This is a genomic window from Curtobacterium sp. PhB172, from assembly GCF_003752545.1.
GTDB lineage: Bacteria > Actinomycetota > Actinomycetes > Actinomycetales > Microbacteriaceae > Curtobacterium.
This window is the reverse complement of the sequence record NZ_RKIF01000005.1, coordinates 266,207-292,521: the sequence shown is the minus strand read 5'-3', so window position 1 is coordinate 292,521 and position 26,315 is coordinate 266,207. Positions and strand designations below refer to the sequence as shown.

28 protein-coding genes are annotated in these 26,315 nt (G+C 71.3%); 10 read left to right on the top strand and 18 right to left on the bottom strand.

The annotated features are described in order from the left end of the window. Window positions 1–46: 46 nt before the first annotated feature. A complete protein-coding gene (locus EDF42_RS02435; protein ID WP_123671366.1) occupies window positions 47–865 on the top strand; it encodes a shikimate 5-dehydrogenase in 819 nt (272 codons plus the stop codon). Window positions 866–940: 75 nt separating this feature from the next. On the opposite strand, the gene EDF42_RS02430 is transcribed toward EDF42_RS02435, so the two are convergent. Genes EDF42_RS02430 through EDF42_RS02420 form a run of 3 tightly spaced genes read right to left on the bottom strand, consistent with a single transcriptional unit; the run spans window position 941 to window position 3,543 of the window. Further along, window positions 941–1,384 carry an SRPBCC family protein gene (locus tag EDF42_RS02430; RefSeq protein WP_123671365.1) on the bottom strand — a complete coding sequence of 148 codons (444 nt, stop codon included), beginning with the start codon at window positions 1,382–1,384 and terminating at the stop codon, window positions 941–943. A gap of 5 nt (window positions 1,385–1,389) precedes the next feature. After that, window positions 1,390–2,835, bottom strand: a complete 1,446-nt coding sequence (locus EDF42_RS02425; RefSeq protein ID WP_123671364.1) for an NAD(P)/FAD-dependent oxidoreductase — start codon at window positions 2,833–2,835, stop codon at window positions 1,390–1,392. A gap of 39 nt (window positions 2,836–2,874) precedes the next feature. Next, window positions 2,875–3,543, bottom strand: a complete 669-nt coding sequence (locus EDF42_RS02420; protein WP_123671363.1) for a hypothetical protein — start codon at window positions 3,541–3,543, stop codon at window positions 2,875–2,877. Between the two features lie 102 nt (window positions 3,544–3,645). On the opposite strand from EDF42_RS02420, the gene EDF42_RS02415 reads away from it, so the two are divergent. Then, on the top strand, window positions 3,646–3,921 hold the full coding sequence (locus EDF42_RS02415; protein ID WP_123671362.1) for a hypothetical protein: 276 nt from the start codon (window positions 3,646–3,648) through the stop codon (window positions 3,919–3,921). Window positions 3,922–3,965: 44 nt separating this feature from the next. On the opposite strand, the gene EDF42_RS02410 is transcribed toward EDF42_RS02415, so the two are convergent. The 3 genes from EDF42_RS02410 to EDF42_RS02400 are packed head-to-tail and all read right to left on the bottom strand — an operon-like array spanning window position 3,966 to window position 6,540. Then, a complete protein-coding gene (locus tag EDF42_RS02410) occupies window positions 3,966–4,493 on the bottom strand; it encodes a GNAT family N-acetyltransferase (RefSeq protein WP_123671361.1) in 528 nt (175 codons plus the stop codon). A 26-nt stretch (window positions 4,494–4,519) separates the two neighbouring features. Further along, entirely contained in the window at window positions 4,520–5,797 is a 1,278-nt protein-coding gene (locus tag EDF42_RS02405) for an ABC transporter permease (RefSeq protein ID WP_123671360.1), read from the bottom strand. Next, window positions 5,794–6,540 carry an ABC transporter ATP-binding protein gene (locus tag EDF42_RS02400; RefSeq protein ID WP_111083576.1) on the bottom strand — a complete coding sequence of 249 codons (747 nt, stop codon included), beginning with the start codon at window positions 6,538–6,540 and terminating at the stop codon, window positions 5,794–5,796. Before EDF42_RS02400 ends, EDF42_RS02405 begins: the two co-directional genes overlap by 4 nt. An 80-nt stretch (window positions 6,541–6,620) precedes the next feature. Between EDF42_RS02400 and EDF42_RS02395 the strand changes: the two genes are divergently transcribed. Next, window positions 6,621–7,250 carry a TetR/AcrR family transcriptional regulator gene (locus EDF42_RS02395; RefSeq protein ID WP_123293018.1) on the top strand — a complete coding sequence of 210 codons (630 nt, stop codon included), beginning with the start codon at window positions 6,621–6,623 and terminating at the stop codon, window positions 7,248–7,250. An 81-nt stretch (window positions 7,251–7,331) separates the two neighbouring features. On the opposite strand, the gene EDF42_RS02390 is transcribed toward EDF42_RS02395, so the two are convergent. The 8 genes from EDF42_RS02390 to EDF42_RS02355 all read right to left on the bottom strand — a co-directional run bounded on the left by EDF42_RS02390 (window position 7,332) and on the right by EDF42_RS02355 (window position 14,233). Continuing rightward, the gene (locus EDF42_RS02390) at window positions 7,332–8,342 is read right to left on the bottom strand and encodes a glycine betaine ABC transporter substrate-binding protein (RefSeq protein ID WP_123671359.1); all 1,011 of its coding nucleotides are present in this window, start codon (window positions 8,340–8,342) and stop codon (window positions 7,332–7,334) included. Continuing rightward, the gene (locus EDF42_RS02385; protein WP_123671358.1) at window positions 8,339–9,100 is read right to left on the bottom strand and encodes an ABC transporter permease; all 762 of its coding nucleotides are present in this window, start codon (window positions 9,098–9,100) and stop codon (window positions 8,339–8,341) included. The genes EDF42_RS02390 and EDF42_RS02385 overlap by 4 nt, the downstream gene beginning before the upstream one ends. Next, window positions 9,097–10,374, bottom strand: coding sequence for an ABC transporter ATP-binding protein (locus EDF42_RS02380; RefSeq protein WP_123339391.1), 1,278 nt, complete (start codon window positions 10,372–10,374; stop codon window positions 9,097–9,099). Before EDF42_RS02380 ends, EDF42_RS02385 begins: the two co-directional genes overlap by 4 nt. Further along, window positions 10,361–11,008: an ABC transporter permease gene (locus EDF42_RS02375; RefSeq protein ID WP_111083581.1), complete on the bottom strand. Its 648-nt coding sequence runs from the start codon at window positions 11,006–11,008 to the stop codon at window positions 10,361–10,363. Before EDF42_RS02375 ends, EDF42_RS02380 begins: the two co-directional genes overlap by 14 nt. A 208-nt stretch (window positions 11,009–11,216) precedes the next feature. Continuing rightward, the gene (locus tag EDF42_RS02370; RefSeq protein WP_123671357.1) at window positions 11,217–11,921 is read right to left on the bottom strand and encodes a DinB family protein; all 705 of its coding nucleotides are present in this window, start codon (window positions 11,919–11,921) and stop codon (window positions 11,217–11,219) included. Next, the gene (locus EDF42_RS02365) at window positions 11,918–12,529 is read right to left on the bottom strand and encodes a hypothetical protein (protein WP_123339389.1); all 612 of its coding nucleotides are present in this window, start codon (window positions 12,527–12,529) and stop codon (window positions 11,918–11,920) included. The genes EDF42_RS02370 and EDF42_RS02365 overlap by 4 nt, the downstream gene beginning before the upstream one ends. 58 nt (window positions 12,530–12,587) lie before the next feature. Continuing rightward, complete coding sequence (locus EDF42_RS02360; protein WP_123671356.1) at window positions 12,588–13,466, bottom strand: aminoglycoside phosphotransferase family protein; 879 nt, start codon at window positions 13,464–13,466, stop codon at window positions 12,588–12,590. A 116-nt stretch (window positions 13,467–13,582) separates the two neighbouring features. Continuing rightward, the gene (locus tag EDF42_RS02355; RefSeq protein WP_185040723.1) at window positions 13,583–14,233 is read right to left on the bottom strand and encodes a ScbR family autoregulator-binding transcription factor; all 651 of its coding nucleotides are present in this window, start codon (window positions 14,231–14,233) and stop codon (window positions 13,583–13,585) included. A gap of 74 nt (window positions 14,234–14,307) precedes the next feature. On the opposite strand from EDF42_RS02355, the gene EDF42_RS18795 reads away from it, so the two are divergent. Next, a complete protein-coding gene (locus EDF42_RS18795) occupies window positions 14,308–14,751 on the top strand; it encodes a hypothetical protein (RefSeq protein WP_185040722.1) in 444 nt (147 codons plus the stop codon). Window positions 14,752–14,795: 44 nt separating this feature from the next. Here the strand turns inward: EDF42_RS18795 and EDF42_RS02345 are convergent, their stop codons facing one another. Both EDF42_RS02345 and EDF42_RS02340 read right to left on the bottom strand, forming a co-directional pair. Then, window positions 14,796–15,950 carry a PP2C family protein-serine/threonine phosphatase gene (locus EDF42_RS02345; protein ID WP_123671353.1) on the bottom strand — a complete coding sequence of 385 codons (1,155 nt, stop codon included), beginning with the start codon at window positions 15,948–15,950 and terminating at the stop codon, window positions 14,796–14,798. Next, window positions 15,947–16,723 carry a ThuA domain-containing protein gene (locus EDF42_RS02340; protein WP_235035887.1) on the bottom strand — a complete coding sequence of 259 codons (777 nt, stop codon included), beginning with the start codon at window positions 16,721–16,723 and terminating at the stop codon, window positions 15,947–15,949. Before EDF42_RS02340 ends, EDF42_RS02345 begins: the two co-directional genes overlap by 4 nt. Before the next feature lie 89 nt (window positions 16,724–16,812). Here EDF42_RS02340 and EDF42_RS02335 point away from each other — a divergent pair, with 89 nt between their 5' ends. Further along, entirely contained in the window at window positions 16,813–17,265 is a 453-nt protein-coding gene (locus tag EDF42_RS02335; protein ID WP_123671352.1) for a DUF3817 domain-containing protein, read from the top strand. Between the two features lie 248 nt (window positions 17,266–17,513). Here EDF42_RS02335 and EDF42_RS02330 read toward each other — a convergent pair whose 3' ends face one another. Next, a complete protein-coding gene (locus EDF42_RS02330) occupies window positions 17,514–19,724 on the bottom strand; it encodes an NADP-dependent isocitrate dehydrogenase (protein ID WP_123671351.1) in 2,211 nt (736 codons plus the stop codon). Window positions 19,725–19,917: 193 nt separating this feature from the next. On the opposite strand from EDF42_RS02330, the gene EDF42_RS02325 reads away from it, so the two are divergent. Both EDF42_RS02325 and EDF42_RS02320 read left to right on the top strand, forming a co-directional pair. Continuing rightward, the gene (locus EDF42_RS02325) at window positions 19,918–20,283 is read left to right on the top strand and encodes a hypothetical protein (RefSeq protein WP_123671350.1); all 366 of its coding nucleotides are present in this window, start codon (window positions 19,918–19,920) and stop codon (window positions 20,281–20,283) included. 129 nt (window positions 20,284–20,412) lie between these two features. Beyond that, on the top strand, window positions 20,413–22,104 hold the full coding sequence (locus EDF42_RS02320) for a sodium:proton antiporter (protein ID WP_123671349.1): 1,692 nt from the start codon (window positions 20,413–20,415) through the stop codon (window positions 22,102–22,104). A 15-nt stretch (window positions 22,105–22,119) separates the two neighbouring features. Here the strand turns inward: EDF42_RS02320 and EDF42_RS02315 are convergent, their stop codons facing one another. After that, window positions 22,120–22,614 carry a hypothetical protein gene (locus EDF42_RS02315; protein WP_123671348.1) on the bottom strand — a complete coding sequence of 165 codons (495 nt, stop codon included), beginning with the start codon at window positions 22,612–22,614 and terminating at the stop codon, window positions 22,120–22,122. Window positions 22,615–22,775: 161 nt separating this feature from the next. Between EDF42_RS02315 and EDF42_RS02310 the strand changes: the two genes are divergently transcribed. The 3 genes from EDF42_RS02310 to EDF42_RS02300 all read left to right on the top strand — a co-directional run bounded on the left by EDF42_RS02310 (window position 22,776) and on the right by EDF42_RS02300 (window position 26,290). Beyond that, the gene (locus EDF42_RS02310) at window positions 22,776–23,864 is read left to right on the top strand and encodes a M23 family metallopeptidase (RefSeq protein ID WP_123671347.1); all 1,089 of its coding nucleotides are present in this window, start codon (window positions 22,776–22,778) and stop codon (window positions 23,862–23,864) included. A 140-nt stretch (window positions 23,865–24,004) separates the two neighbouring features. Next, the gene (locus tag EDF42_RS02305) at window positions 24,005–25,264 is read left to right on the top strand and encodes a hemolysin family protein (protein WP_123339379.1); all 1,260 of its coding nucleotides are present in this window, start codon (window positions 24,005–24,007) and stop codon (window positions 25,262–25,264) included. Window positions 25,265–25,378: 114 nt separating this feature from the next. After that, window positions 25,379–26,290, top strand: a complete 912-nt coding sequence (locus tag EDF42_RS02300) for a helix-turn-helix transcriptional regulator (RefSeq protein WP_123339378.1) — start codon at window positions 25,379–25,381, stop codon at window positions 26,288–26,290. Window positions 26,291–26,315: the final 25 nt, after the last annotated feature.

Genomic DNA, 26,315 nt, shown 5'->3' with positions numbered 1-26,315 from the left:
GTCCGCGTGGACCGCTCCATCGTTGCGACGGTGGGAGACTGGCCCCATGCCCATCCTCAACAAGGACATGCAGGTCTGCATGTCGCTCGCGGCCCGGCCGAGCAACATCGGCACCCGGTTCCACAACTTCCTGTACGACGAGCTCGGGCTCAACTTCCTGTACAAGGCGTTCACCACGACCGACCTGCCCGGCGCCGTGGCCGGCATCCGCGCCCTCGGCATCCGTGGCTGCTCGGTGTCGATGCCGTTCAAGGAGGCGATCATCCCGCTCGTCGACCACATCGAGGAGTCCGCCGCCGCCATCCAGTCGGTGAACACGGTCGTGAACGACGACGGCGTGCTCACCGCGTCGAACACCGACTACGAGGCGATCGCCGCGCTGCTCGGGTCGCACGACGTCGACACCGCGTCCCGGGTGCTGCTCCGCGGCTCCGGCGGCATGGCGAAGGCCGTCACCGCGGCGTTCCGCGGCGCCGGCTTCGACCGCCTGACGGTCGTCGCCCGCAACGAGCAGACCGGTTCGGCGCTCGCGTCGCAGTACGGCTACGAGTGGGTCGCTGAGGAGCGCGAGGCGGGGGAGTCCGACCTGGTGGTCAACGTCACGCCCCTCGGCATGCGGGGCGACCAGCAGGACGCGCTCGCCTTCGCGCAGGACCGGATCGAGGCGGCCCACACGGTCTTCGACGTGGTCGCGTTCCCGTCCGAGACCCCGCTGGTCCGTGCGGGACGGGATACCGGCAAGCACGTCATCACCGGCGCCGAGGTCATCGCGCTGCAGGCGGCGCGCCAGTTCGAGCGGTACACGGGCGTCGCCCTGACCGACGACCAGGTGGCGCGCGCCAGCGAGTTCTCGCGCGCCGAGTAGTCGACGCGACCAGAAGACGGACGGGAGGCCCGTGGCGGCGCCGCCACGGGCCTCCCGTCCGGCTCGTGGGACGTCTCAGGCGTTCGTCGCGCGTCCGACGGCCACCCACCCGAGGCGGCGCAGCGTCTCGTGGTTCCGGACCCAGATGAGCGGCTGCATGAGGAAGTCGGGGACGTAGGCACCCGGACCGGCAACCGCGTTCTCGACGATCGTCACCTTGCAGCCCTTGCGGTGCGACTCCACGGTCAGCTCCACACGGGCCTCACCGATCGGCCACCCCTTCGGCTGGATCACCATGCGGTGTGGCGGGTCCCACACCAACGAGGTCGTGACGTCGTCGATGACGAGCGGCCAGGCACCGAACGAGTGGTGCAGGTGTGTGCCGACCTGCGGCCACCCGGCCTCCTGCTTCCGCATGCGTGAGGCGCCGACCACCCAGGTCGTGTAGAGCCAACCGTCGCCGAGCACGTCGAAGACGTCCTCGGGAGCACAGTGCAGGATGCGGACGTTCTTCGCCATGGTGATCAGCCTTCCGGGGTGAGGTCGACGTCGTCGGGCAGCCCGAAGGTGTGCCGGAGTGCGCTCTTCGCGGCATGCCAACCGGCCATGCCGTGCACGCCGGGGCCGGGCGCGGACGACTCGGAGCACAGGTACATGCCGCCGCCCATCCGCCACGGGTCGCTGGACAGCACCGGGCGCTTCACGAGCTGCCAGAAGCTCGCGGCACCGGCGGCGATGTCGCCGCCGACGTAGTTCGGGTTGTGGTCCGCCATGTGCGCGGCCGTCCGGCTCGACGTGTGCAGGATCGTGTCGCGGAACCCCGGTGCGAACCGTTCGACCTGACGCGTGATCGCCTCGGTCTGGTCGACGTCGGACCCCGCCGGCACGTGCGCGTAGGCCCAGAAGACGTGCTTGCCCCGCGGCGCGCGGGTCGGGTCGACGACGGTCGGCTCGGAGCCGAGCACGTACGGCCGTTCGGCGTGCTGGCCGCGTGCGACCGAGCCCTCCGCCGCGGCGATCTCGGCTCGTGTCCCGCCGATGTGCACCGTGCCGGCCCGGCGCAGCGCCTCGTTCGTCCACGGCACCGGGTCGGACAGCGCGAAGTCGACCTTCGCGGCCGCGTTGCCGAACCGGAACCGGCGGAGCGCACCGCGCTTCGGCGTGGGGATCTGCGAGCCGGCGATCCGCAGCATGCCGGGGACACTCGTGTCGAAGAGCACCGCCTTCGCCGGGGTGAGGTCACCGAGCGACCGGACCTCGTGCCCGGTGACGATCCGTCCGCCGTGCGCGACGAGGTCGTCGGCGAGCGCGTCGACGATCGCCTGGCTGCCGCCGATCGGCACGGGCCAGCCGCGGGCGTGCGCGTAGGCGCCGAGCGACAGCGCCGCGGCGGCCGTCGACAGCGAGGGCATGTGCTGGATGGAGTGCGCGGCGACGCCGGAGACCATCGCCGGGGCGGCGTCCTGCCGGAAGCGGGCGTTCCAGACGCTGCTGCCCTGCTCGAGTGCGCGCAGGCCGAACCGCAGCACCGTGAGCGGGTGCCGCGGCACGTGCAGGAGGGCGTCGGTGGCGAAGTCGGCGACCTGGTCGGCCGCGCGGGCGAGCGGACCCACCAGGTTCCGGAAGGCCGGGCCGTCCACACCGAGCTCGGCGGCCGTCCGCTCGAGGTCCTGGTACGCGATGCCCGCGCGACCGCCGTCGAGCGGGTGCCCGTACTGCACCTCGGGCAGACGGAGCTCGATGCGCTCCTCCATCCGGAACAGCCGGAAGAACTCGGACTGCAGCGCCATCGGGTGCACGGCCGAGCAGACGTCGTGCAGGAACCCCGGCAAGGTGAGCTCGGCGGTGCGGGCACCACCGCCGATCGTGTCGTTCCGTTCGACGACCTCGACGGACAGGCCCGCACGGGCGAGCGTCACCGCTGCCGCGAGTCCGTTCGGTCCGGCCCCGACGACCACCGCATCAACCATGGTCCGAGCCTAGGGACTCGTGTCTGCGCGTGGTCCCGGTCAGGGGCGTGCGACGTCGGGGTCAGCCGGGTCGGAACCGTCCTCGTCGCTGTCGGCGTCGTCGGGTTCGTCGGCGTCGACCGGGGTCGAGCCCACGGGGTGCTCGGCCAGCAACGTCGCGAAGTCCTCGTCGAGCATCTGCTGCAGACGGTCGTCACGGCCGATCTCGTAGTCCTCGGCCGGACGCTGGGCCCAGCCGAGGCGCCCGACCACCGTGGTGCCGATGTCGTCCCAGGCTCGGGCGCGGGCGGCGAGCACGATGCCGTCGACGAAGTGCTGGTCGTCACGGCGCTTGTCGAGCATCGTCGCGAGTTGCTCGTACGTCGCCTCGCGCGTGCGCAGCTTGAGGTCGTCACCCCGGCGGTAGTCGTGCTGGTGCCGTGAACGGCCCTTCGACTTGCTCGACGTCGACCGGATCTCCCGCATGCGCGCGGCGTCGCCCCGCTGCTCGTCGGCCATGCGGTGGAGCTCCTCGCGCGCTGCCTCGGCGATCAGCGCGTGGTCGAAGTACCCCTGGTCGCGCAGCGCATTGGTGATGATCCGGTTGCCGACCGCGATCGTGACCGCGGCCTTCGCGATGAGGAACCCCTCGTCGACGGCCCGCTTCAGTTCGACCTGGCTGATGGGTCGATCGCGCACGTCGTGGTTGCGTCGTCCGAACAAGGCCATGCTCCGACGATACCGGCGTCCGGTGACCATCCGTCGGCAGGTGGACCCGGATCACGCCCTGGAGGGACGACACGCCCCGCGTGGTTCCGTAGCGTCGGGTGCATGGTCACGTACACGGAGTCCCCCCGCACCGGTCTCGGCACCGCGAGCCTCGTCCTCGGGATCTGCTCGCTGCTCGCCGGTTGGACGTTCGTCGCGCCGATCGTCGGGCTGTGCCTGGGCGTCGCGTCGCGCAGCCGGGAACCGCTCGCCCGTGGTCGCGCGGGCTGGGGGATCTTCCTGAACCTCATCGCGCTCGCCGTCTGGATCCTGCTGCTCGTGCTGGCGGTCGTCGGCGGTGTGTTCGCGGTCTGGCAGGGCGCGACGCACAGCTCCTGACGCACAGTTCCTGACGCGCGCGCACGTCGGCGGGAGAGACGCGCCTACAGCAGCAGGCCGTAGACGGCGACGTCGGCGCGGACGGGCCCGAGCGGCAGCGCACCCCGCAGAGTGCCCTCGAGGGCGAACCCGAGCCGTTCGGCGAGCGCGCGGCTACGGCCGTTGTCGACACCGGCCCGGATCTCGAGCCGTGCGGTGCCGCGTGCCCGCGCGACCTCGACCAGCACGCCGGCGGCCCGCCCCGCCACACCGCGGCCCTCGTGTCCGGCGTCCACCCAGTAGCCGAGTGACGCCTGGCCCAGGTACGGGTCGAAGGTCAGCGACGCCACCCCGACGATGCGGTCGTCGGAGCGGATGACGCAGGGGAGCGCGCGGTCCATCGCGAACTGGCCGAGCAGCCGTTCGGTGTGCAGTCCGATGGTCTCGCGGTCCTGCGGATCCCACGCCCACGGTTCGGCCGCCCGCAGCCGGTCGAGGTTCGCACGCACGAGTTCCAGCACCGGGTCGACCGTCGTCAGGTCGCGCAGCGTCAGCGTGTACCCGTCGCCGAGGTCCCGCCCGAATGCCGCCACCCGTCAGAGACTATGCACGCCCGGGCCTACTCGTACCGGAGTGCCTCGATCGGGTTCTGCCGCGCGGCGCGGCGTGCGGGGAGGGTGCCGGCGAGGAACGCGATGAACATCACGACGAGGATGATCGTCGCCACCGAACTCGGCGCGAACTGCATGATCTGCAGGCCCGGCAGGTCCTTGAGCAGCGTGCCCGCGAGCACGTTCGAGATGCCGGTCCCGAGCAGGATCGCGACCCCGGCTCCGATGGCGCTGCCGAGGAACCCGATGAAGACCGCCTCGAGCGAGAACAGCGTGTAGACCTTGCCGCCGCCCATGCCCATCGCCTTCATCAGACCGATCTCGCGGGTGCGTTCCTGCACGCTCATCAGCAGCGTGTTGATGATGCCGAAGCCCGCTGCCACCAGGGCGATGACGGCGAAGGCGTTCAGGACCCCGACGATGCCGCTGATGACGGTCTGGAACTGGCCGAGCTGGTCCTGGATGGTCTGCCCGAGGAACCCGGCGTCCGACAGCGCCTTCTTGACCGTGGTCGCGGAGGCCCCGGCGGCGAGCGTCGCGGTGGCGCTGGCGTACGAGGTCGCGATCGAGTCCGGCTTGCCGATCTCCTGCGCGGCCTGCATCGCGTCGGTGAGCGCGGCGTTCGCCCCGGCACCGCCGCCGAACAGCGACTCGTTCTGCACACCGACCACCGTCGCGGTGAGGGTGTGCTCCTTGCCCTGGTAGTCGTCCACCGCGAAGGTGAGTTCCTTGCCGACGGCGGCCTTCGCGCTGCCGAGTCCGAGGTTCTCCAGGTAGTTGGTCGGCAGGATCACCTGGTTCGCGTCGGTGTCGTCGTCGAGCTGCTTCCCGCTCGCCGGGTCGGCGTCGAGCTCCCCCGCGTTGGCGGTCAGGGAGACGACGTACTTGCCGTCGTCGCCGTGCTCGGCGTACTTCGGCGCCAGGGCGACCGCCGGACGGATGCTCTTGATGCCGTCGATCGCGCGGATGTCGTCGACGTCGGACTGCGACAGGTACGAGAACGACGCCGGACCGCGGTCGACGCTCTGGCCGGACTCGTCGGGGTCGTACTTGGCCGGGCCGCTGTCGGTCGACGCGGTGTCGACGGCCTTCGTGATGGTCAGGGAACCGGTGTCGCCGATCGACGAGACCTGGGTGTCGATGTAGTTGCTGACCCCCGTACCGATCGCCGAGGTCAGTGTGATCGTGAAGGCGCCGATGAAGATCGCGATGACGGTCAGGGTCGTGCGCAGCTTCGACCGGAAGGTGTTCGAGACCGCGGTGCGGAGCAGGTCGAGGAAGTTCATGCGGAGTGCCTTCCGTGCGTGGCCTGCTGGTCGACGGCGGCACCGGCGGTGGGCGTGCCGTCCGATCCACCGACGATGAGTCCGTCGCGGACGTTGACGCTGCGGTCGCAGCGGGCCGCGAGTTCTTCGTCGTGCGTGACCACGACGAGCGTGATCCCGCGTTCGCGCTGCAGGCCGAAGAGCATGTCCTCGACCACCTGCCCGGTGTTCGTGTCGAGGTTGCCGGTCGGCTCGTCGGCGAAGATGACGCTCGGCTCGCCGACCAGCGCGCGCGCGATGACCACGCGCTGCTTCTGCCCACCGGACAGGTCGTTGGCGTCGTTCTTCGCCTTGTCGGCCAGACCGAGGGAGTCGAGCGCCGCCATGCCGCGGCGCTTCCGTTCGGCTCCGGAGACGCCGGCGATCTTGAGCGGCAGCACGACGTTGTCGAGGACCGAGGTCTTGGGGGTCAGGAAGAACTGCTGGAACACGAACCCGAAGGTGCTGTTGCGCGTGCGGTTCACCTGCCGCGCGCCGAGGGTCGCCGCGTCGGTGCCGTCGAGCAGGACCTGCCCGGTGGACGGCTTGTCGAGCAGTGCGAGCAGGTGCATGAGCGTCGACTTGCCCGATCCGGACTTGCCGACGATCGCCAGGCTCTCGCCCTGGTGCACCTGGAGTGACACCCCCTTGAGTGCGTCGAACCGCGTCGGGCCTCGGCCGTAGGTCCTGGCGAGGTCACGGGCCTCGAGCACGGGAGTGGTCATGGCCCCACCGTAGTGTCCACTGCACGACTGCAAGTTTGCGTTTGCTGTAGATCATGTGACGTTCCGGTTACAGTCGGGCCATGCCCGACACCGCGCCCGCCACCGAGATGGGTCTGCGCGACCGCAAGCGCATCGAGACACGCCACCGCATCGCGGAGGCGGCTCGGTCCCTCGCGCTCGAGCAGGACATCGACCACACCACGATCGAACAGATCGCCGCACGCGCCGAGGTGTCACCGCGCACGTTCTTCAACTACTTCGAGAGCAAGGAGGACGCGGTCCTCGGGCACACCGAGCTCGACCTGGACGCTGAGACCCTGGCAGCGCACCTCGAGACCGTCGCGGGGGAGCCGGCTGCGCAGGCCGTGGTCGACCTGGCGTTCCTGGTGTTCGGCTCGTCGTTCGGCGACGAGCACGAGCGACTCGCCCGGAAAGAGGTCATCGTGCGCTTCCCGCAGCTCATGCGCCGCCAGGTCAGCCGGATGACGACCGTGGCCGAGGCGATGACGGGTGCGGTGCGCACGATCCTCGAACGCGATCCGGCGTGGGGGCCGGACGCCGCGACTCCGCAGGCCGCCGAGATGCTGCTCGGCATGTGCATGACCGGCCTGCGGAGTTCGGCGCGGCACGAGGGGTCCGACCCGGAAGAGGTCCGCGCCCGCGTCGTCGCGTCGATCCGCGACACGGCTGCGCGCATCGCTGCGGCTTGAGACGGAACGACAGACGGACGGGAGGCCCTGTGCCAGCTGGCACCGGGCCTCCCGTCCGTGACGTGGATGCATCGAGAGCCGTCACGGCTTCGTGATGAAGCCCTCCTTCACCATCCAGTCGAACGCAACGTCGGCCGGCTCGCGCCCCTCGACGTCGACCTGACGGTTCAGCTCCTGCAGCACCGCGTCGGTGAGCTTCGGCGAGATCTGGTCGTAGACGTCTGCGAGCTGCGGGTACTCCTTGAGCGTGGCCGAGTCGAGCACCGGCGCGACGTTGTACGCCGGGAAGAAGCCCTTGTCGTCCTCGAGCACGGTCAGGCCGAGCGACTTGATGCGGCCGTCGGTGGTGAAGACCTCGCCGAAGTTGCACTTGCCGCGGTCGGTGGCCGTGTAGACCGTGCCGGTGTCGAGGATGCTGACGTTGTCGCTCGGGATCCCGTTGTCGCCCGAACCGCCGAGCTCCAAGCCGTACTTCTCGAGCATCGGCTTGAACCCGTCGGCACGCGAGTTGAACTCCGACTCCACGCAGAAGGTGCGCTGGTCGACGGGGAGCTTCGCGATGTCGGACAGGGTCGTGATGTCGCCGAGCTCCTTGACCGCCTCGTCCCGCACCGCGAACGCGTAGGTGTTGTTCATCGGCGCCGGGTTCAGCCACGTGAGCCCGTTGCCGGCGTCCTCCTTCTTGACCGCTTCCCACTGCTCGGTCTTGTCCGGGATCCCCTCGGCGTGGCCCATGAAGGTCAGCCAGGCGGTGCCGGTGTACTCGTACGTGAAGTCCGCACCGTGCGAGGTCATCAACTCGCGGACGGCGACGCTGCCCGGCACGTTGGTCTCGTCGGTGACGTCGAACCCTGCGGCCTTCGCGGCGAGCACGGCGATCTTGCCGAGCACGAGCTGCTCGGTGAAGTTCTTCGACGTCACGGTGATGTGGGCACCGTCCGGCAGGTCGTCGATGCGCTCGATGGTGCCGGGACCGGCCTCGGGGACGAAGGACGTCGCGGGCTGCAGGCCGCAGCCGGCCAGGACGAGCGCGGTGGCACCGGCGAGTGCGACGGCGGCCCCGCGGCGGAGGCGGCGGGTACGGCGGTTCATCGGAGTCCCTTCGGACGTGCGACGGTCTCGACCACACGGCCGAGCCAGTCGATGGAGAGGGCGAGGAGCGCCACGAGCAGCGCCCCGGCGACGAGCACCTTCGGCAGGAACAGCGTCACGCCGGTCGTGATGAGGAGACCGAGGCCACCGGCACCGACGAAGGTGGCCAGGCTCGCGGTGCCGACGAGCAGCACGAGCGCCGTCCGGATGCCGGACAGCATGACCGGCACCGCGAGGGGCAGCTCGACGCGCATCAGGACGCTGAACGCGCTCATGCCCATGCCACGGCCGGCCTCGACGAGGCGTGAGTCGACGCTCTGCACGCCGATCATGGTGTTCCGGAGGACCGGCAGGATCGCGTAGAGCACGAGTGCGACCACGGCGGACCAGCTGTTCAGGCCGAGCCACGCGGCGAGCAGCACGATCAGGCCGACAGCGGGGGCCGCCTGCCCGAAGTTCGCGACGGCGAGCACGTACGGGCTCGCCCGACGCAGCGGTCCGCGCGTGAGGACGATGCCGAGCGGGATGCCGATCACGAGCACGAGCACCGTCGCCTGCAGGGTCAGCACGAGGTGCTGCCCGGTCAGGTCGAGGATGTCGGCCGGGTTGAGCGTCGTGCGTTCGGTGGGCGTGAGGTCGGCCGTGGCGAGCCAGATCGCGAACCCGGCGAGCACGACGAGGATCGCGATCGGCTGGAACAGCAGGCCCTTCCAGGACGTGCTGGCGCCGGTGGCGGGTCCGGCGGCGACAGCACTCACAGGTCTTCCCCGGAGGGCGCGATCACGGGCGCGGCCGGCGAGGACGGCAGCGTCTCGATCTGGTTGGTGTTCGTGCCGACCGGCGTGTACGCGCGGTCGTCGGCGGCCGCCGCACGCGACCGGGTGATGGCCTCCATGACGACCTCGACCGTGATGACCCCGCGGAACGCCTCGCCCCGACCGGTGACCAGTGCGGCCCCGGCGCTCGAGACGAGCATGGTGTCGAGGGCGTCGTTGAGCGTCGAGGCCTCGCCCACGATGGGCAGCTCCGGGTCGACGCCGTCCGGGATCCGGTCCAGGCGCTCGAGCTGCCGGCGCGACGGCCAGCCGATCGGCCGCTGCCGACGGTCGACCACGACGGCGTGCCCGTGACCCCCGGCCTCCTGCATGCGCTGCAGGACGGCCTTCGCCTCTTCGCCGGGGGAGCAGGTCACCGCGGAGACGACCTCGACGTCGCGGACGCGGTTCAGGGTGAGCTGCTTCAGCCCGGCGCCCGAGCCGATGAAGTTCTCCACGAACTCGTTCGCCGGCTCCGCCAGGATCCGCTCCGGGGTGTCGTACTGCACGATGTGCGCACCCTCGGTGAAGATGACGATCCAGTCACCGAGCTTCACGGCCTCGTCGAAGTCGTGGCTGACGATGACGATCGTCTTGTGCAGCTCTTCCTGGATGCGCAGGAGCTCGTCCTGCAGGCGCTGCCGGGTGATCGGGTCGACCGCACCGAACGGCTCGTCCATCAGCAGGACGGGCGGGTCCGCGGCGAGCGCCCGGGCGACGCCGACGCGCTGCTGCTGCCCGCCGGAGAGTTCGCGGGGGTAGCGGTCGCGGTAGGTGGCGGGGTCGAGCGAGACCAGGTCGAGCAGCTCGTCGACGCGCGCCGCGATCTTCTCCTTCGACCAGCCGAGCATCTTCGGCACGATCGCGATGTTCGCGGCGACGGTCATGTGCGGGAAGAGCCCGCCGGCCTGGATCACGTAGCCCATCCGGCGGCGGAGCTCGTCGGCGTCGATGCCGGTCACGTCGTCGTCACCGACGACGATGCGGCCCTCGGTGGGCTCGATCAGGCGGTTGATCATCTTGAGGGTCGTCGTCTTGCCACAGCCGGACGGGCCGACGAGCATGACGATCTTGCCGGCCGGGATCTCGAGGGTGATGCCGTCGACGGCGGGCTTCGACTGCCCGGGGTACCGCTTGGTGACCTCGTCGAGCAGGATGCTGCGGCCGGTGACGTCCCCGTCGGGCGCGGTGGTGGTGGCGGAGTCAGTGCTGGACACGGATACCTCTCGAGATGGTCAGGCGGCCGAGGCCGAGGAGGAGCAGGTCGAGGACGAGGGCGAGCAGGACGACGCCGACCACCCCGACGACCACGGAGTACAGGGCGTTCGCGCCGCCGAGGCGCGAGAGTCCGGAGAAGATGAAGCCGCCGAGCCCGGGGCCGAGCGCGTACGCCGCGATGGCCGCGATGCCCATCACCATCTGGGCGGACACGCGGACGCCGCTCAGGATGATCGGCCAGGCCATCGGCAGTTCGACCTGCACGAGGGTCCGGAACCGGCTCATGCCGATGCCGCGCGCCGACTCGACCACGCTCGGCGGGATCTCGGCGAGGCCGACGACCGCGTTGCGCAGGATGGGCAGGGCGGCGAAGAAGACGACCGTCACGACGGACGGCAGCACGCCGAAGCCGAGCGGGACGATGAGCAGGCCGATGACCGCGAAGGACGGCAGGGTGAGGCCGATGGCGGACACCCCGTTCGCGACGGAGGTCAGGCGGGGACTGCGGTAGACGAGTGTGGCGAGCACCACGGCGATGACCGTGGCGAGCACCGTGCACTGGACCACCAGTGAGAAGTGTTGCCACGACGAGAACCAGATCTGGCTCCATCGCTCCACGACGTACTGGAACACGGGTGGGCGCTCCCCTTCCGGTCGGCCGAACTGCCCACGGGTCGGGGCACAAGCTGCGCCAAAGCTACGCAGGGCACGGACCGGTCGCACGACGCAGCGCAGCGGAAGTGATCGATTCCTGTGCAGACAGCCGAGCGAGAACCCCTGGTCAGCGGCCAGTTCGACTGTCGAGCCTGAGAGAACGGTAACGATCGTGAGGGGCCATCGGCTACATGGCCAGGCCCCGCAGGCCGGACCGCTCGGCAATGTCGACGAGTTGCTCCCGCCAGAGGACCCACTCCTCCGGGCTCTTGTCGGCCAGGTTGCCGTCCCCGTCGCCCGCCAGTCCGTCGAGCATCTCGCGCACGATGTCGGCGTGCCCTGCGTGCCGGGCCGTCTCGTACGCCATGTGCACCAGGATGCGGTGGAGCGTGACCTCGCGGAGCTCCTCCGGCCACCAGGGGACGGTGCCGCGGGCGTCGAGGTCGAGCGCTTCGATGGTGGCGTCGGCGTGCGCTGCACTGCGGTGGTGGAAGGCCACGACGTCGTCCAGGGTCTCGTCGAGCGTCGCGTACATGTCCTCGCCGTCCTCCGACTCGAGCCAGGCGGGCGGGTCCGGAAGCGGCCGACCGAACACCTCGCCGAAGTACCCGGCCTGCACACCGGCGACGTGCTTCACCAGCCCGAGCACGTTCGTGCCGGTCGGGGTCACCGGCCAGCGGGCCTGCCGTTCGGCCAGGCCGTCGAGCTTGCCGAGGAGCGCGGCGCGGTGCTTCTGCAGGTACCGGTGCAGCGTCCGCTTCACCGCGGCGGCCGAGGCCAGGGGATCGGTGCCCGACGACGCGCCCTCGTCCGACAGGGCCGAGTTCCCGCTGGACGCGAGGCCGGTGGTCGTCGCGGGGTGGACCTCGGGGACGGCGTCGGTGCTGCTCATGCCCTCGATCGTGCCACCACGACGTCCTGCAGGCGTGCCGATTCCTGCACGGCCACCCGCTCCGCGGTGAGCAGCAGCCCGGCCACCTCGGCCGAGGTGCGCGCAGGGGCGTCGTTCCAGCTCGTCAGGTCACGCACGCGACCCATCCGGACGTCGGGCGCCGGACACCAGAGCACCGGCGCGCCCTCGTCCACGGCGAGCGCGTGCCAGACCAGGTCGAGGGAGTGCTGGACCCGCGGCGAGTGCACGGCGTGCGGCCCGCCAGCGGCCGAGACGACCGCGCCGACCAGGCAGGCTGCGACGAGCGGTCGCCCCTGCACGTCCATCGCGGCGGCACTCGTGGCCTTCCGCATCCGGCCGTGCTCGTCGAGGTACGCGAACCAGGCGTGCTGGATCCAGCCGCGTTCGACGACGCCACGCGCGTCGGACAGCAGGTGCTCGAGCTCGCCGAGTTCCTGCAGCCGGGCTTCGACCCGTCGGACGCGTGCAGCGGCGCGGCGCTCGGCGAGGCGGTCGAGGAACCCGCGGAGGCCGGTTCGCTCGGATCGGGTGGGGGCGGGAGAGGCGTCGGTGGCGACGTCGTGCTGGACGCGGAACTCGAGGGTCATGAGGGCCCCTCCGATCGGCTGTGCACGGATGGTGCGGTCACGATAGCCCCGCGGGGTCTCAGCCGTCCAGCACCGCGTCGATGCTGCGCCGCGCGACGCTCCGGAAGGCGCGTTCGTCGGACGTCGCGAGCGCGGAGGCGAGCGCGATCGCCCACCCGCGCGCGCGTCCCCAGGTGCCGTCCGGAGCGGCGACCAGCGTCCGGAACGCGTGGCGGGCCTCCCGGTCGAGCGTCAGCCAGGCGGTGGCGAGGTCGACGGCGGGGTCCCCCGAGGTCACGTCGCCGAAGTCGACGACCGCCGACAGGCGTTCGTCGCCGTCCGGCGTGCGGTCCACGAGCAGGTTGAACGGGTGCAGGTCGCCGTGCACCCAGACGGGAGGCCCGGTGTGCGTCGGCAGCGCCGCCGCGGTCCGCCAGACCGCTGCCAGCTCCACGGCCCGGGGCACGTCCTGCGTGGCGAGTCGCGTCAGGACGGCGTCGCTGCGCGTCGCCAACGGCACCGCACGGAACGGGTTCGCCGGAGCACCCGCCGGAGCCGGCACGTGCAGCAGTCGCACGAACCCCGCGAGGGCCTCGGCGACCCGGACACCGGCAGCACGCTCACCGACGGGTGCTCCCGGGAGCCACGGGACGATGCTCCACGACCAGGGGTACCCGAGCGCCGGACGGCCCACGCGCACCGGGGCAGGCACCGGGACGACGGGTGCGACGCGGGCGGCGATCTCCGGCAGCCACCGCTGCTCGTGCTCGACCAGGCGTGCTGCGAGCTCCCGACGCGGCAGCCGCACGGCGTACTCGTCGCCGAGCCGCACGATGACGTTGTCCCAGCCGTTCGCGACGACCACGAGCGTCAGGTCCGCCAGGTCGGGGTGCTGGGTACGCAGCAGTGCCCGGACGAGCGGGACGTCGACGTCGACCTCTGCCGGTGGTGTGGGCACCGGCTCAGGCTAGTGGGCCGGTGGACACATGCCCGCGAACGGGGGCGGGTGCGGAAACCGACCGCTGGGTATCCTCGTGAAGCGGTGACGTGGGTGTTTCCCTGGGGGGACCCGCGTCATTCCGGCGCGATGATGGCGACGAGTCGCGGGACCTCTGGCCGGAGGCGTTCGGTGACGAGCGCGGCCAGCAGCACCGTCCAGAGTTCCCGCAGGCGTTCGTACAGGTCGGTGCGGTCGGCGAGCACGTCCGACACCGTCTGCACGCCCGTGTACGCGGGGATGACGACGCGTCCGACCATGTCCGGGTCCCACCGCGGGTCGACCTCGCCGGCGTCGATCGCCTGCCGCACGGTCTGTGCGATGAGCGCCATCCAGTCGGTGTACGGGTCCTGACGGGGGACGTCGTGCGTCGCGACCTCGGTCGACAGACGGATGCCGGCGCTCACGACGACCTCGGTGACCATCTGGGTCGCCAGTCCCTGCGACATCCACATGAGGGCTTCGAGCGGCGTCCGGCTCCGGGCGACCGCGGCCTCGCCGTAGCGCCGCGAGACCTCGTGCTGCTGCGCGATCACGGCACCGGCGAGGTCGGCCTTCGACGCGAAGTGGAAGTACAGCGCGCCCTTGGTCAGCCCGATCCGCTCCGCGACGCCGTCCATCGACGCGCCGAGGTACCCGCGCTCGTCGAACTCGGCGGCCGCGGCCCCGATGATCGCCGCGCGGGTCTCGAGCGCCCGCTGCTGCCGAGTGCGTCCGTCCTGCGCCATCACCTCCCGATCGTAGTCCCGCTCCGGGCCTGCGCACGGCCCGCGTTCGGGCGGGTGCCCTACGGTTGGCCGCCATGGACGGATGGCGGAACCCCGCGCGGTGGGCACGGACCGGACGGTGGCTGCTGCTGCCGATCGCGGTGCTCGACTGGGTGGCCCTCGCGCCGCAGACCATCGTCGTCCTCGCGTTCCTGATCGCCGTCGTCGGCCTCGCCGGGATGGCAGCCGCGCTCGTCGTGCACATGCTCCGGCGCTCCCGCGGGGCGATGGCGCTGCTCGGTGTCGTCCTGCTGCTCGGCGGGCTCGTGGTGTTCGGCCTCGACCCGTTCCCCGCATCGTTCCCGCTGATCGACGCGTGGTGGCCCGAGTCGATCACGCAGCCGCAGGTGGTCGGCAGTGCCTACTGGCAGCTCGCCGGCCTCGGCATCGAGCTCGCGGGCTTCGGACTGCTGGCCACGCTGCTCGTCGTCGCGCTCACCGGCGCACCGCGATCACGGCAGGACCGCTTCCGCTCCTGACCGCGGCGCACGACTGCGGCAGCGGCGTCGTCAGCGGACGGTGTTCAACGCCGCCCGAGCACGACCAGCGTCACGTCGTGGGCTGCGCCGGCCGGCACGAGGGCGCGGACCCGTTCGACGACCGCGGCACCGGTCGGCTCGGCAGCGACCAGGGCGGCCAGGCCGTCGAGGTGGCCGATCCCCTCGAGCGCCAGGACGCCCTCGGTGCACACCACGAGCCGGTCGCCCGCCGCCAGGTCGAGCGTGGCGGGGGACCGCGGCACGGACTCCGGCTGCAGGCCGAGCGGCAGGTCGAGCGAGTGCAGCGCCCGGCTGGTGCCGTCGGCGCGGACGAGCACCGCGAGGCCGTGGCCGGCGTCCCCGAAGACGACGTGCCCTGACGTCGGGTCGAGCCGCAGGTGGAAGAGCGAGCCGACGGCGTCCGCAGCGGACAGGTCGGCGGTGATCTGGGCCTCCAGGCCGCCGATCGCGTCCTGCATGGCGGTCTCGGTGCGTGCGACGACGGCACCGCGGACCGCGGAGGCCAGTAGGCCGGACGCGCGTCCGGCCGCCGCGACGCTGCCCATGGTGACGTGCAGCGCACCGTCGCTGGCGAGTCGCCAGTCGGCGACGTCCCCGCCGCCGTCCTCGGTCCGGAGCACCAGGGTGTCGAGGTCGTGTCCGGGGACCTCGACGGGTCCGGGGACCAGGCCATCGAGCACGCGGGTCACCCGATCGCGGTCGATCGCGTGGCCGAGTTCGCGCTCCGCCCACCGTGCGAGGTCACGCAGCAGGTCGAGGTCGGCCGCCGACAGCTCGCGCGGGGTCGCGTCCATGATGCAGAGCGTGCCGACACGGGTGCCGTCGAGCATCGACAACGGTGCTCCGGCGTAGAACCGGATGCCCTGCTCGGTGACCGCTGCCAGGTCGCGGAACCGGGGGTCCAGCAGCGCGTCCGGCACGACCATCGGCTCGTTCGTCAGCACCGTCGTCGAGCAGAAGACCTGCTCCGCCGGCGCACTCCCGCCCTGCCGCCAGCCCTGCGTCGACTGCGCCGTCACGACGTTGCCGTGCACCAGGTTCAGGAACGTCAGCGGGACCCCGAACGCCTCTTGGGTCATGCGGGTGATGCGGTCGAACCGCTCCTCCGGGCCACTGCCGAGGACACCGAGTGCCTCGACGACGGCGGTCCGGTGCGCGGCGGGGTCCAGCTGGGTCATGCGCCCTGTCTACCCGCACCCTCCGTCAGGAACCAGTCCCGCGGGTGCTGGTCGGCCGTCAACTCGCGTCGCTCGGACACCGGAGCGGCCCACGCCGCCGCGTTCGACAGCACGCGCTGGATGTCCGGGTGGTGGTAGACGGGGTACTCCTGGTCGCCGGGGGAGAAGTAGAAGACCTTCCCCAGACCGCGACGGTAGGCGACACCGGACCGGAAGACCTCGCCGCCGGCGAAGGTCGACAGGAAGACCTCTTCGTCGGGGCGCGGGATGTCGAAGAACTCGCCGTACATCTCCTGCCGGTCGATCACGATCGGGTGCGGCACCCCGGCGGCGATCGGGTGCTCCGGCGCGATCGTCCAGACGAGTTCGCGCTCGCCGTCGTTGCGCCACTTCAGCGAGCAGGTGGTGCCCATCAGGCGCTTGAACGGCTTCGAGTAGTGCCCGGAGTGCAGCACCACCAAGCCCATCCCGGCGTGCACGGCGTCGACGACCAGGTCGACCACGGCGTCGCTGACCTCGTCGTGGGCGGCGTGGCCCCACCAGAACAGGACGTCGGTCGTGGCCAGGCGCTCGGCGGTGATGCCGTGGTCGGGCTCCTGCAGCGTGGCGGTGCTCACGGTGGCGTCGGGGTGGTGCTCGCGGAGCGCTGCCGCGATCACGGTGTGCATGCCGTCGGGGTAGTGCCCGATGACCGTCGCGTCACCGCGGGTCTCGTGCACGTTCTCGTTCCAGACGACGATGTTCAGGGGACGGTTCTCGGTCGGCACTGACATGGCTCCAACGCTAGCCTCCCCGGGCGTCGAATCGATACGACCACCGGAGTGTCGGGGGTTTCCCGGGACGCGTCCGCGACGATGTGGGCATGACTCCCCGCTCCCTGTTCCGCGCCGCCGCGGTCGCCGAACTCGTGACCTGGACCATGCTCATCGCCGGGATGGTGCTCAAGTACGGCCTGGGCGCCGGCGACTGGGGCGTCCGGATCGGCGGCGGGGTGCACGGCTTCGTGTTCCTGGCCTACCTCGTCGTGACGACCGTCGTCGCGGTCAACCAGCGCTGGACCCTCGGGGCACTCGTGCTCGGCTGGGCGAGTGCCGTCGTGCCGTACGCCACGGTGCCGTTCGAGGTCGCGGTCGCCCGACGAGGCATGCTCGAGGGCCCGTGGCGCCGCTCACCCGACGCGCGCTCGGGCTTCTGGGACCGTCTGCTGTTCTTCGTGGTGCGTCGCCCCGCGGTCGCGGTCGTCATCGGGGTCGTGGCGGTCGCTCTGGTCTTCGTGGTGCTGCTGGCGGCGGGCCCGCCCGTCCCGCGCTCCTGAGTCTCGTTCTGGTCGCGAGGTCGCGTCGCCGCGAGTTCGCGCCGCCGCGAGGTTCCACGACATGCCGCTCAGGTTCGCCGAGGTTCCAGAGACGGCCCGATCGCGGCGCGAGATGCCGAGATTTCGGAACCTCACGGGACGCGACAGGGCGGGGGCAGGGCGGGGCAGGCGGGGTGGACGCGCGCGACGACGGACGGGAGGCCCGGTGCCAGCTGGCACCGGGCCTCCCGTCCGTCAGGTGCGTTCGTCTAGAGCGCGGCGAGCGTCGCGTTCAGCGTGGCGGACGGGCGCATGACCGCGCTCGTCTTGGCGTCGTCCGGGCGGTAGTAGCCGCCGATGTCGGCCGGGTGCCCCTGCACGCCGTTCAGCTCCTCGACGATCTGCTGCTCCTGCGCGTCGAGCTTGCCCGCGATCTCGGCGAACGACGCGGCGAGCTCGGTGTCCGTCGTCTGCGCCGCGAGCTCTTCCGCCCAGTACTTCGCCAGGTAGAAGTGGCTGCCGCGGTTGTCGATCGAGCCGAGCTTGCGGCCCGGGGACTTGTCCTGCTCGAGGAAGGTCCCGGTGGCACGGTCGAGCGTCTCACCGAGGATCTTCGCCCGCTCGTTGCCCGTCACGCCGGCGAGGTGCTCGAGGCTGACCGCCAGGGCCAGGAACTCGCCGAGGCTGTCCCAGCGCAGGTAGTTCTGCTGCACGAGCTGCTGGACGTGCTTCGGGGCGGAGCCGCCGGCACCGGTCTCGAACAGTCCCCCGCCACCGAGCAGCGGGACGACGGAGAGCATCTTCGCCGAGGTGCCGAGCTCCATGATCGGGAACAGGTCGGTCAGGTAGTCACGCAGGACGTTGCCCGTGACGGAGATGGTGTCCTCGCCGCGGCGGATGCGCTCGAGCGAGAAGCGCATGGCGTCCTCGGGCGAGAGGACCTCGATCTGCAGGCCCTCGGTGTCGAGCTCGCCCAGGTACTGGCGGACCAGACCGATCAGGTTCGCGTCGTGCGCACGGGTCTCGTCGAGCCAGAACACGGCCGGGGTCTCCGAGGCGCGGGCACGGGTGACGGCGAGCTTGACCCAGTCGCGGATGGCGATGTCCTTGGTCTGGCAGGCGCGCCAGATGTCACCGGACTCGACGTCGTGCTCGATGACGACGTCGCCGGCGGCGTTCGTCACGCGGACGGCACCGGCGCCGGGGACCTCGAAGGTCTTGTCGTGCGAGCCGTACTCCTCGGCCTTCAGCGCCATGAGGCCGACGTTCGGGACCGAACCCATCGTCGACGGGTCGAAGGCACCGTTGACGCGGCAGTCGTCGATCACGGTCTGGTAGATGCCGGCGTAGCTCGAGTCCGGGATCACGGCGAGGGTGTCGTGCTCGTCGCCGTCCGGGCCCCACATGTGGCCGGAGGTGCGGATCATCGCGGGCATCGAGGCGTCCACGATGACGTCGCTCGGGACGTGCAGGTTCGTGATCCCCTTGTCCGAGTCGACCATCGCCAGCTCGGGGCCCGCGGCGATGCCGTCGGTGAAGGCCTGCTTGATCTCCGCGCCGTTCGGCAGGGCGTCGAGCCCCGCGAGGATCGAGCCGAGACCGTCGTTCGGGGTGAGCCCGGCGGCTGCGAGGTCGGCACCGAAGCGCTCGAACACCGACGGGAAGAACGCCTTGATGACGTGGCCGAAGATGATCGGGTCGGAGACCTTCATCATCGTCGCCTTGAGGTGCACGGAGAACAGGATGTCCTCGGCCGCGGCGCGCTGGATCTGGTCCTGCAGGAAGGCCTCGAGCGCTGCGACGTGCAGCACGGTGCCGTCGACGACCTCGCCCTGCACGACCGGGATCGACTGCTTGAGGACCTGGGTCTCGCCACCCTCGGCGACGAACGTGATCGTCAGGACGTCGTCGGCGGGGGCGATCCAGGACTTCTCGTTCGAGCGGAAGTCGTCGACGCCCATCGTGACGACGTTCGTCTTCGAGTCGCCGCTCCACGCACCCATGCGGTGCGGGTGCTTCCGCGCGTAGTTCTTGACGGACAGGGGAGCGCGGCGGTCGGAGTTGCCCTCGCGCAGCACGGGGTTGACGGCGCTGCCCTGGACGCGGCCGTAGCGGGCGCGGGCGTCGCGCTCCTCGTCCGTCTTCGGCTCGTCGGGGTAGTCGGGCAGGTCGTAGCCCTGGGACTGCAGTTCCTTGATCGCGACCTTGAGCTGCGGGATCGACGCCGAGATGTTCGGCAGCTTGATGATGTTCGCCTCGGGGGTCTTCGCGAGCTCGCCGAGCTCGGCCAGGGCATCGTCCACGCGCTGCTCGTCGGTGAGCCGCTCCGGGAACTGGGCGATGATCCGGCCGGCGAGCGAGATGTCGCGGGTCTCGACGTCGACACCAGCGGTGCCGGCGAAGGCCTGGATGACCGGGAGGAAGGAGTGGGTGGCGAGGAACGGCGCCTCGTCCGTGAGGGTGTAGATGATCTTGGCCATGCTGGCGGGTACTCCCTTGTTCGACCGTCGGTACGTCCACGCTACTCGTGGTGCGGGATGTCTCGACATCAAGATACATGGTCCGGCCTGCGTCCGGCAGGTAATCGGCAGACGTCCTGGAGGCGCACTGTCGGCTCATAGGAACGCTCGGTGGACTGGTCTTCCGCAGTTCCAGAGCCGCAGGAGGGCGATCATGGCGACGACACGTGCGACACCGGAGGACTTCGGGTGGACCGCGGAAGACCTCCGCTCGGCCTACGCCTCGGACGGCAGTGGCCCGTACCGGTACGCGCCGGATGGCAGCGGACCGTTCTCGTACGACGTCGACGGATCCGGTCCGTGGCTCGTCGGGCCGGAACCCCGCCGCGGGCTGGCCCGGTTCGCCCCGCGCGACCGCGGTGGACGCTCCCGACTCCGCCGCATCGGCACAGCGGTGAGCGCCGGGGCCCTGGCGCTCGTGCTCGCCGTCGGCAGCGTCGCGGTCGTCGCCCACACCGCCCCGCCACACCCCTCGGTCCAGGCGGGAGCAGTCCACAGCGCCGGACCCGACGGGACCTGATCGCGCGCACGGTGCCGGTTCCATCACGTGGTGCGAGGTTGACCGCCGGGTGCGCGCCTGCTGCGCCGCACGGAGCCGTCAACCGCGCACGGAGTGACGACGCACGCACGGTGATGCCACGCTGGACCGGTGACCGAACTCCTCGTCGTGGGCGTCATCGCCCTGATCGCCATCGCCGGTGCCGCCGTGCTCGGGCCCCGCATCGGGGTCGCGGCACCGCTCGTGCTCGTCGTCGTCGGGATCATCGCGAGCCTGCTGCCGTTCATCCCGGACGCGGAGATCGAGCCGGAGTGGATCCTCGCCGGGGTGCTGCCGCCGCTGTTGTACTCGTCGGCGGTGTCGATGCCGTCGATGAACTTCCGGCGCGAGTTCGGCGCCATCAGTGGCCTGTCGGTGCTGCTCGTCATCGCGTCGAGCCTGGTGCTCGGCCTGTTCTTCGCGTGGGTGGTGCCGGACCTCGGGTTCTGGTGGGGGATCGCCCTCGGTGCGATCGTCAGTCCCACCGACGCCGTCGCCACCTCGATCGTCAAGCAGACCTCGGTGTCACGCCGGGCGATCTCGATCCTCGACGGCGAATCGCTGCTCAACGACGCCACCGCGCTGGTGCTCCTGCGCACGGCCATCTTCACCGCGGGCGCCTCGTTCTCGTTCTGGGGTGCGCTCGGCGACTTCGCCCAGGCCGTCGCCATCGCCGTGGTCATCGGCTGGTTCGTCGGCTGGTTGAACGTGTTCGTCCGCGCCCGGGTGCCGAACGCCGCGGTGAACACGGCACTGTCCTTCGCGGTGCCGTTCGTCGCCGCCCTGCCGACCGAGCACTTCGGCGGGTCCGGGCTCGTGGCCGCGGTCGTCGCGGGGCTGTTCACCGGCATCGTCGGGCCGCGCAAGCTCCCGCCGGGGCACCGACTGTCGGACGCGCAGAACTGGCAGACCATCGAGCTCGTGCTCGAGGGCGCGGTGTTCCTGACGATGGGGCTCGAACTCGCGAAGATCCTCGGCGACGTGCAGCGGGAGCACGCGGGCATCGGTCCCGCGCTGCTCATCGCGGTCGGCGCCCTCGTGCTCACCGTGCTGGTGCGGGCCGCGTACGTCGTCCCACTGCTGTTCGCGCTGTCGGCAGCCGCCAAGCGCGGCGAGCGGATGCAGGAACGCTTCGCCGAGATGCACGCCGGCGACCGCGACGCGATGAGCGACGTGATCCGCGAGCACCGGCCGGGCAACCGGGCGCCCTCGGAGCGGGAACTCGACCGGTTCACGACGCGCGTCCGCCGCACCCTGGCGGACATCGCGTACTACACGAAGGCGCCACTGGGCTGGCGCGAGGGCACCGCCGTGGTCTGGGCCGGCATGCGTGGGGCGGTGACCGTCGCCGCCGCGCAGACCCTGCCCGAGGGGACGCCGCAACGATCGCTCCTGGTGTTCATCGCGTTCGCGGTGGCCCTGCTCTCACTCGTGGTCCAGGGCGGCACGATCGGCCCGCTGCTCCGACGGGTCGCCGCCCCCGCGCCCGACACGTCGGCGCGGGACACCGAGGAGCGCAAGCGGCTGCTCGAGCTCATGCGGACGGCGGCCGAAGACGTCCCCGGCACGCGCGAGGCCGGCCCTCGAGCGCGCGAAGAACTCGAGGCAGCCGACCCGGCCGAGCTCCGGGCGTGGATGGGACGCGAGAAGGCCCGACGACTCGCGGTGCTCGAGGCGCAGCGTGCGGCGATCCTCGACGCCCGCGACGACGGTTCCTTCGACGCCGAGGTGCTCGAGTCGATGCTGCAGAACCTCGACGCCGAGCAGATCGCCCTCGAGCTCCGTGGGGCACCTGCCCGCTGACGGCAGTCCCGCCGGTCAGGTGCCGATCGAGACGCGGAACACCCGGACGCCGGCCGCCCGGAGTGCTGCGAGCCCGAGCCGCATCCGCATGCTGCGGAACGGCCGCTCGAACCCCGACGGCGCGGACGCGGCATCGATCTGGTGGAGCACCTCGGACGTGAGGGTGCGCTCGACCTTGGGCGCAAGCCGTGTCAGTCCCGAGACCGTCACCACGATCCGGACAGCGTGCGGCACGAGCAGCGGATCGATGAGCTCCGCTGCTGCCTGCGCACGGTGGAACGCGGGGTCGTCACCGGGGCGCCGGATCGCGATGACCGCGAGTTCGGCGTCCCAGGTCTCCTCGGGGCCCGGCAGGTCGTCGACCCCGATGACCCGCATGCGTGCGGCGTCGATGCCCGCGCGCACCGCGGCGGCGCGGAGCACGGGCAGGAGTTCCTGGGTGCCGGCGAGCACGACGTCGGCGGTGCCGAGGTCGACCTGCGCGGGCCGCTCTCGCGGCGATCGGGCCATGGTGCGGGTCCTTCCGTCGCTTTCCCACGACGCTACCGATGTCGGACGGTCGGGGGACGTCGGGGCCCGCGGTGATCAGGTGCCTCCCAGCCCCGCGGTAACGAAAAGATCACGGTGGGGCCTGTACAAAGCGACAGAGTCGTGCAGAATGGTGGGCGGCCATGACGACTGCACCCGAACTCGACCAGCACCCGGAGACCCCGGTGGTGCACCTGTCCCGTCGCGCTGCCCTCGAGGCCGAGCGCGCCGCAGCCCGGAAGCCCCAGCGCCGAGCGGACAAGCCGGAGAAGCCCGCCAAGGTCGCGAAGCCGGCCAAGGCAGTGAAGGTCGCGAAGCCGGCCAAGGCAGTGAAGGTCGCGAAGCCCGCCCGGTCGGCGAAGTCCGCCACGGCAGCAACGGTCGCGAAGCCCGTCGGCCGCCGCGCCACCGCAGCCCGCGCAACGACCGAGCACGTCGACACCCGCATCACGCGCGTGGTCCGCCGCCCCGCTGCCACCGTGACGAGCGTCGTGAAGGCCCCACGGGCCTCCCGGTCCGGTCGTGCCGGACGGATCACCCTGACCAGCGCAGCCGCTGCGATCGCGATGTTCGCCGCCTCGGCGATGCCCGCGCACGCCAGCGCCGGCACCTCGATGGCGACCTCGACCATCGCGCCGATCGTGCGCACCCAGGACTACGCGGTCACCCAGGCGGTCACCGCGACCGGGCTCGACCGCGACGGGTTCACCGTCGGCGGCGGCACGACGCGCAAGGTCGTCACCACCGGCGGCACGGCCGACACGAGCGGCATCGCCGGCGAAGCCGTCTCGTACGGCGGCGCGGTCCGCTCGCCGTTCCCCGGCCCGGTGCAGATGAGCTCGGGCTTCGGCTACCGCTCGGCACCGTGCGGCGCGTGCTCCTCGCTGCACCAGGGACTCGACTTCACGCCCGGCATGGGCACGGCCATCGGTGCCGTCGCCGCGGGCACCGTCCGGATCTCGGGCACGTACTTCTCGTACGGCAACGCCGTGATCATCGACCACGAGATCGACGGCCGCCAGGTGTCGACGCTGTACGGGCACATGATCCCCGGGTCGTCGCCGCTCAAGGTCGGCGACCAGGTCGAGGCCGGCGAGTTCATCGGGCTCGTCGGGTCCTCCGGCGTCTCGACCGGCGCGCACCTGCACCTCGAGGTCCTGATGGACGGCGTGACCCCGATCGACCCCGAGGCGTGGCTCGAAGCACGCATCGGCCGCTCGCTCACGACCTAGCGCCGCAGCACGCACCCCGGACGCACAGCAGACGTCGAGCGCTGGTGGGGTGACGTCCCAGCTGCCCTGTGCAGACTCACAGGCATGGACGATCACCACAGACCGCCCGCCCGTCGTCGATCCGAGGAAGCTGCCCGCTGATGGGCGCCGACACCTGGATCGCCTTCGGGCTCGTCATCCTCTTCGTGCTCGTCGGCGGGGTCTTCGCCGCCGCCGAGATCGCACTGGTCTCGCTCCGTGAGTCGCAGCTGCAGCAGCTCGAACGCCGGGGCTCTCGTGGCCTGCGGGTCGCCGAACTCGGGCGTGACCCGAACCGGTTCCTCGCGGCCGTGCAGATCGGTGTGACCGTCGCCGGGTTCTTCTCCGCCGCGTACGGCGCCTCGTCGATCGCGCCGGACGTCGCACCCGTGTTCACCGGGCTCGGACTCGGCCAGGGAGCCGCCGAGACGGTCGCTCTCGTGCTGATGACCCTCGTCATCGCCTACCTGTCGCTCGTGTTCGGCGAGCTCGTGCCGAAGCGACTCGCCCTGCAGCGCGCCGAGGGCTTCTCGATGCTCGTCGCACCGACCCTCGACCGCTTCGCCACCCTGATGCGCCCGGTGATCTGGGTGCTTTCGGCTTCGACGAACCTGGTCGTCCGTGCACTCGGTGGCGACCCGAACGCCCGCAGCGAGTCGATGAGCACCGAGGAGCTCCGCGGCCTCGTCGACGAGCACACCGGCGTCGACGAGCAGGGCCGCCGGATCGCCCGGAGTGCGCTGGACGCCGGTGACCGGATCCTGCGCGAGTCGATGCGCCCCTGGTACGACGTGTCCACGATCGACGCCGCGCTGACCATCGCCGAGGCCACCGACCACGCGATCGAGGTCGGGCACACCCGGTACCTCGTGACCTCCGGCGGACGCGACGAGGTCGACGGCTTCGTGCACCTCCGCGACCTGCTCCGTCCGAGCGACCCGTCCGCACCGGTGTCGACTCTGGTGCGCCCGGTGCTCGCACTGCCGGAGACGAAGTCGCTGTCGAGCGCGATCGCGGACATGCGGACCGACGGGCACCAGATCGCCCTGGTCGTGGACGAGTACGGCGGCAGCGCGGGCATGGTCACGCTCGAGGCGCTGCTCGAGGACCTCGTCGGCAGAATCCGCGACGAGTACGACGAACCCACGGCCGAGCACGACGGCGTGGACGGGTCCACGGTGCTCGAGGACCTCGTCGCCGACGGCGGTCCGGCGCTGCCCGACGGTGACTACGAGACCGTCGGCGGCCTCGTGCAGGTCCACCTGGACCGCGTGCCGGAGGTCGGCGACGTCGTCGCCGCCGGCGGGCACCGCCTCGAGGTGACCGCCATGGACGGTCACCGCGTGGCGCGCGTGCGGATCACGGCCGACGTCACGCTCTGAACTCCGCGCAGCTGACCTGGAGGCCCGTGGCGGCGCCGCCACGGGCCTCCCGTCCGCCCGGCGGGTACCGCCAGTGCCTGCCGGACGGACAGCGCCGCCACGTACGCTCTCCCCATGGGTATCGACGTGCGCAACGAGATCCGCGACTTCCTGTCCTCCCGGCGAGCGCGGCTCACCCCCGAGCAGGTCGGCATGCCGTCGTTCGGCGGCGGGGTCCGACGCGTCCCCGGGCTACGGCGGCACGAGGTCGCGATGCTCGCCGGCGTGAGCGTCGACTACTACACGCGGCTCGAGCGCGGATCGCTCAAGGGGGTCTCGGACAGCGTGCTCGAGGGCCTCGCGAGCGCCCTGCAGCTCGACGAGGACGAGCGCGTCCACCTGTGGGACCTCACCCGACTGGCGAACTCCGGCGTCAAGACGATGCACCGCACCGTCCCCACGCGGGTCCGTCCCGGCGTCCAGCGCCTGCTCGACGCCATCACCGGAGCGCCTGCCTGGGTGCGGAACGAACGCGGTGACGTCGTCGCGACGAACGAGCTCGGTCGCGCGCTGTACTCGCCGATGTTCGCCGGCCCGGGGCGCCCCGTGAACACCGCACGCTTCACGTTCCTCGACCCCGCGGCCCGAGACTTCTTCCCGGACTGGGCGCAGACCGCGAAGGACGCCGTCGCCGTGCTCCGGGCAGCCGCGGTGTCGAACCCGTGCGAGCCCGGACTCATCACCCTCGTCGGGGAGCTCTCCACGCGCAGCGAGGAGTTCCGCGGCTGGTGGGCCGCGCACGACGTCCGACTGCAGCGCGCCGGCGGGAAGCGCATCGACCACCCGATCGTCGGCGAGCTGCGCCTGGCGTACGAGGCGCTCGACCTGGTCGCCGACCCCGGCCTGACGTTGTTCACGTACTCGGCCGAGCCGGGCAGCGAGTCCGAGCGGTCACTGGCCCTGCTCGGCACCTGGGCCGCGACGGAACGGGCCGAGCAGTACGCGGCCCTGCGCGCGACGGAGTCCGAGTCCGAGTCGGTCGACTGAACCGCTGGTCGGGCCGGTGCACTGT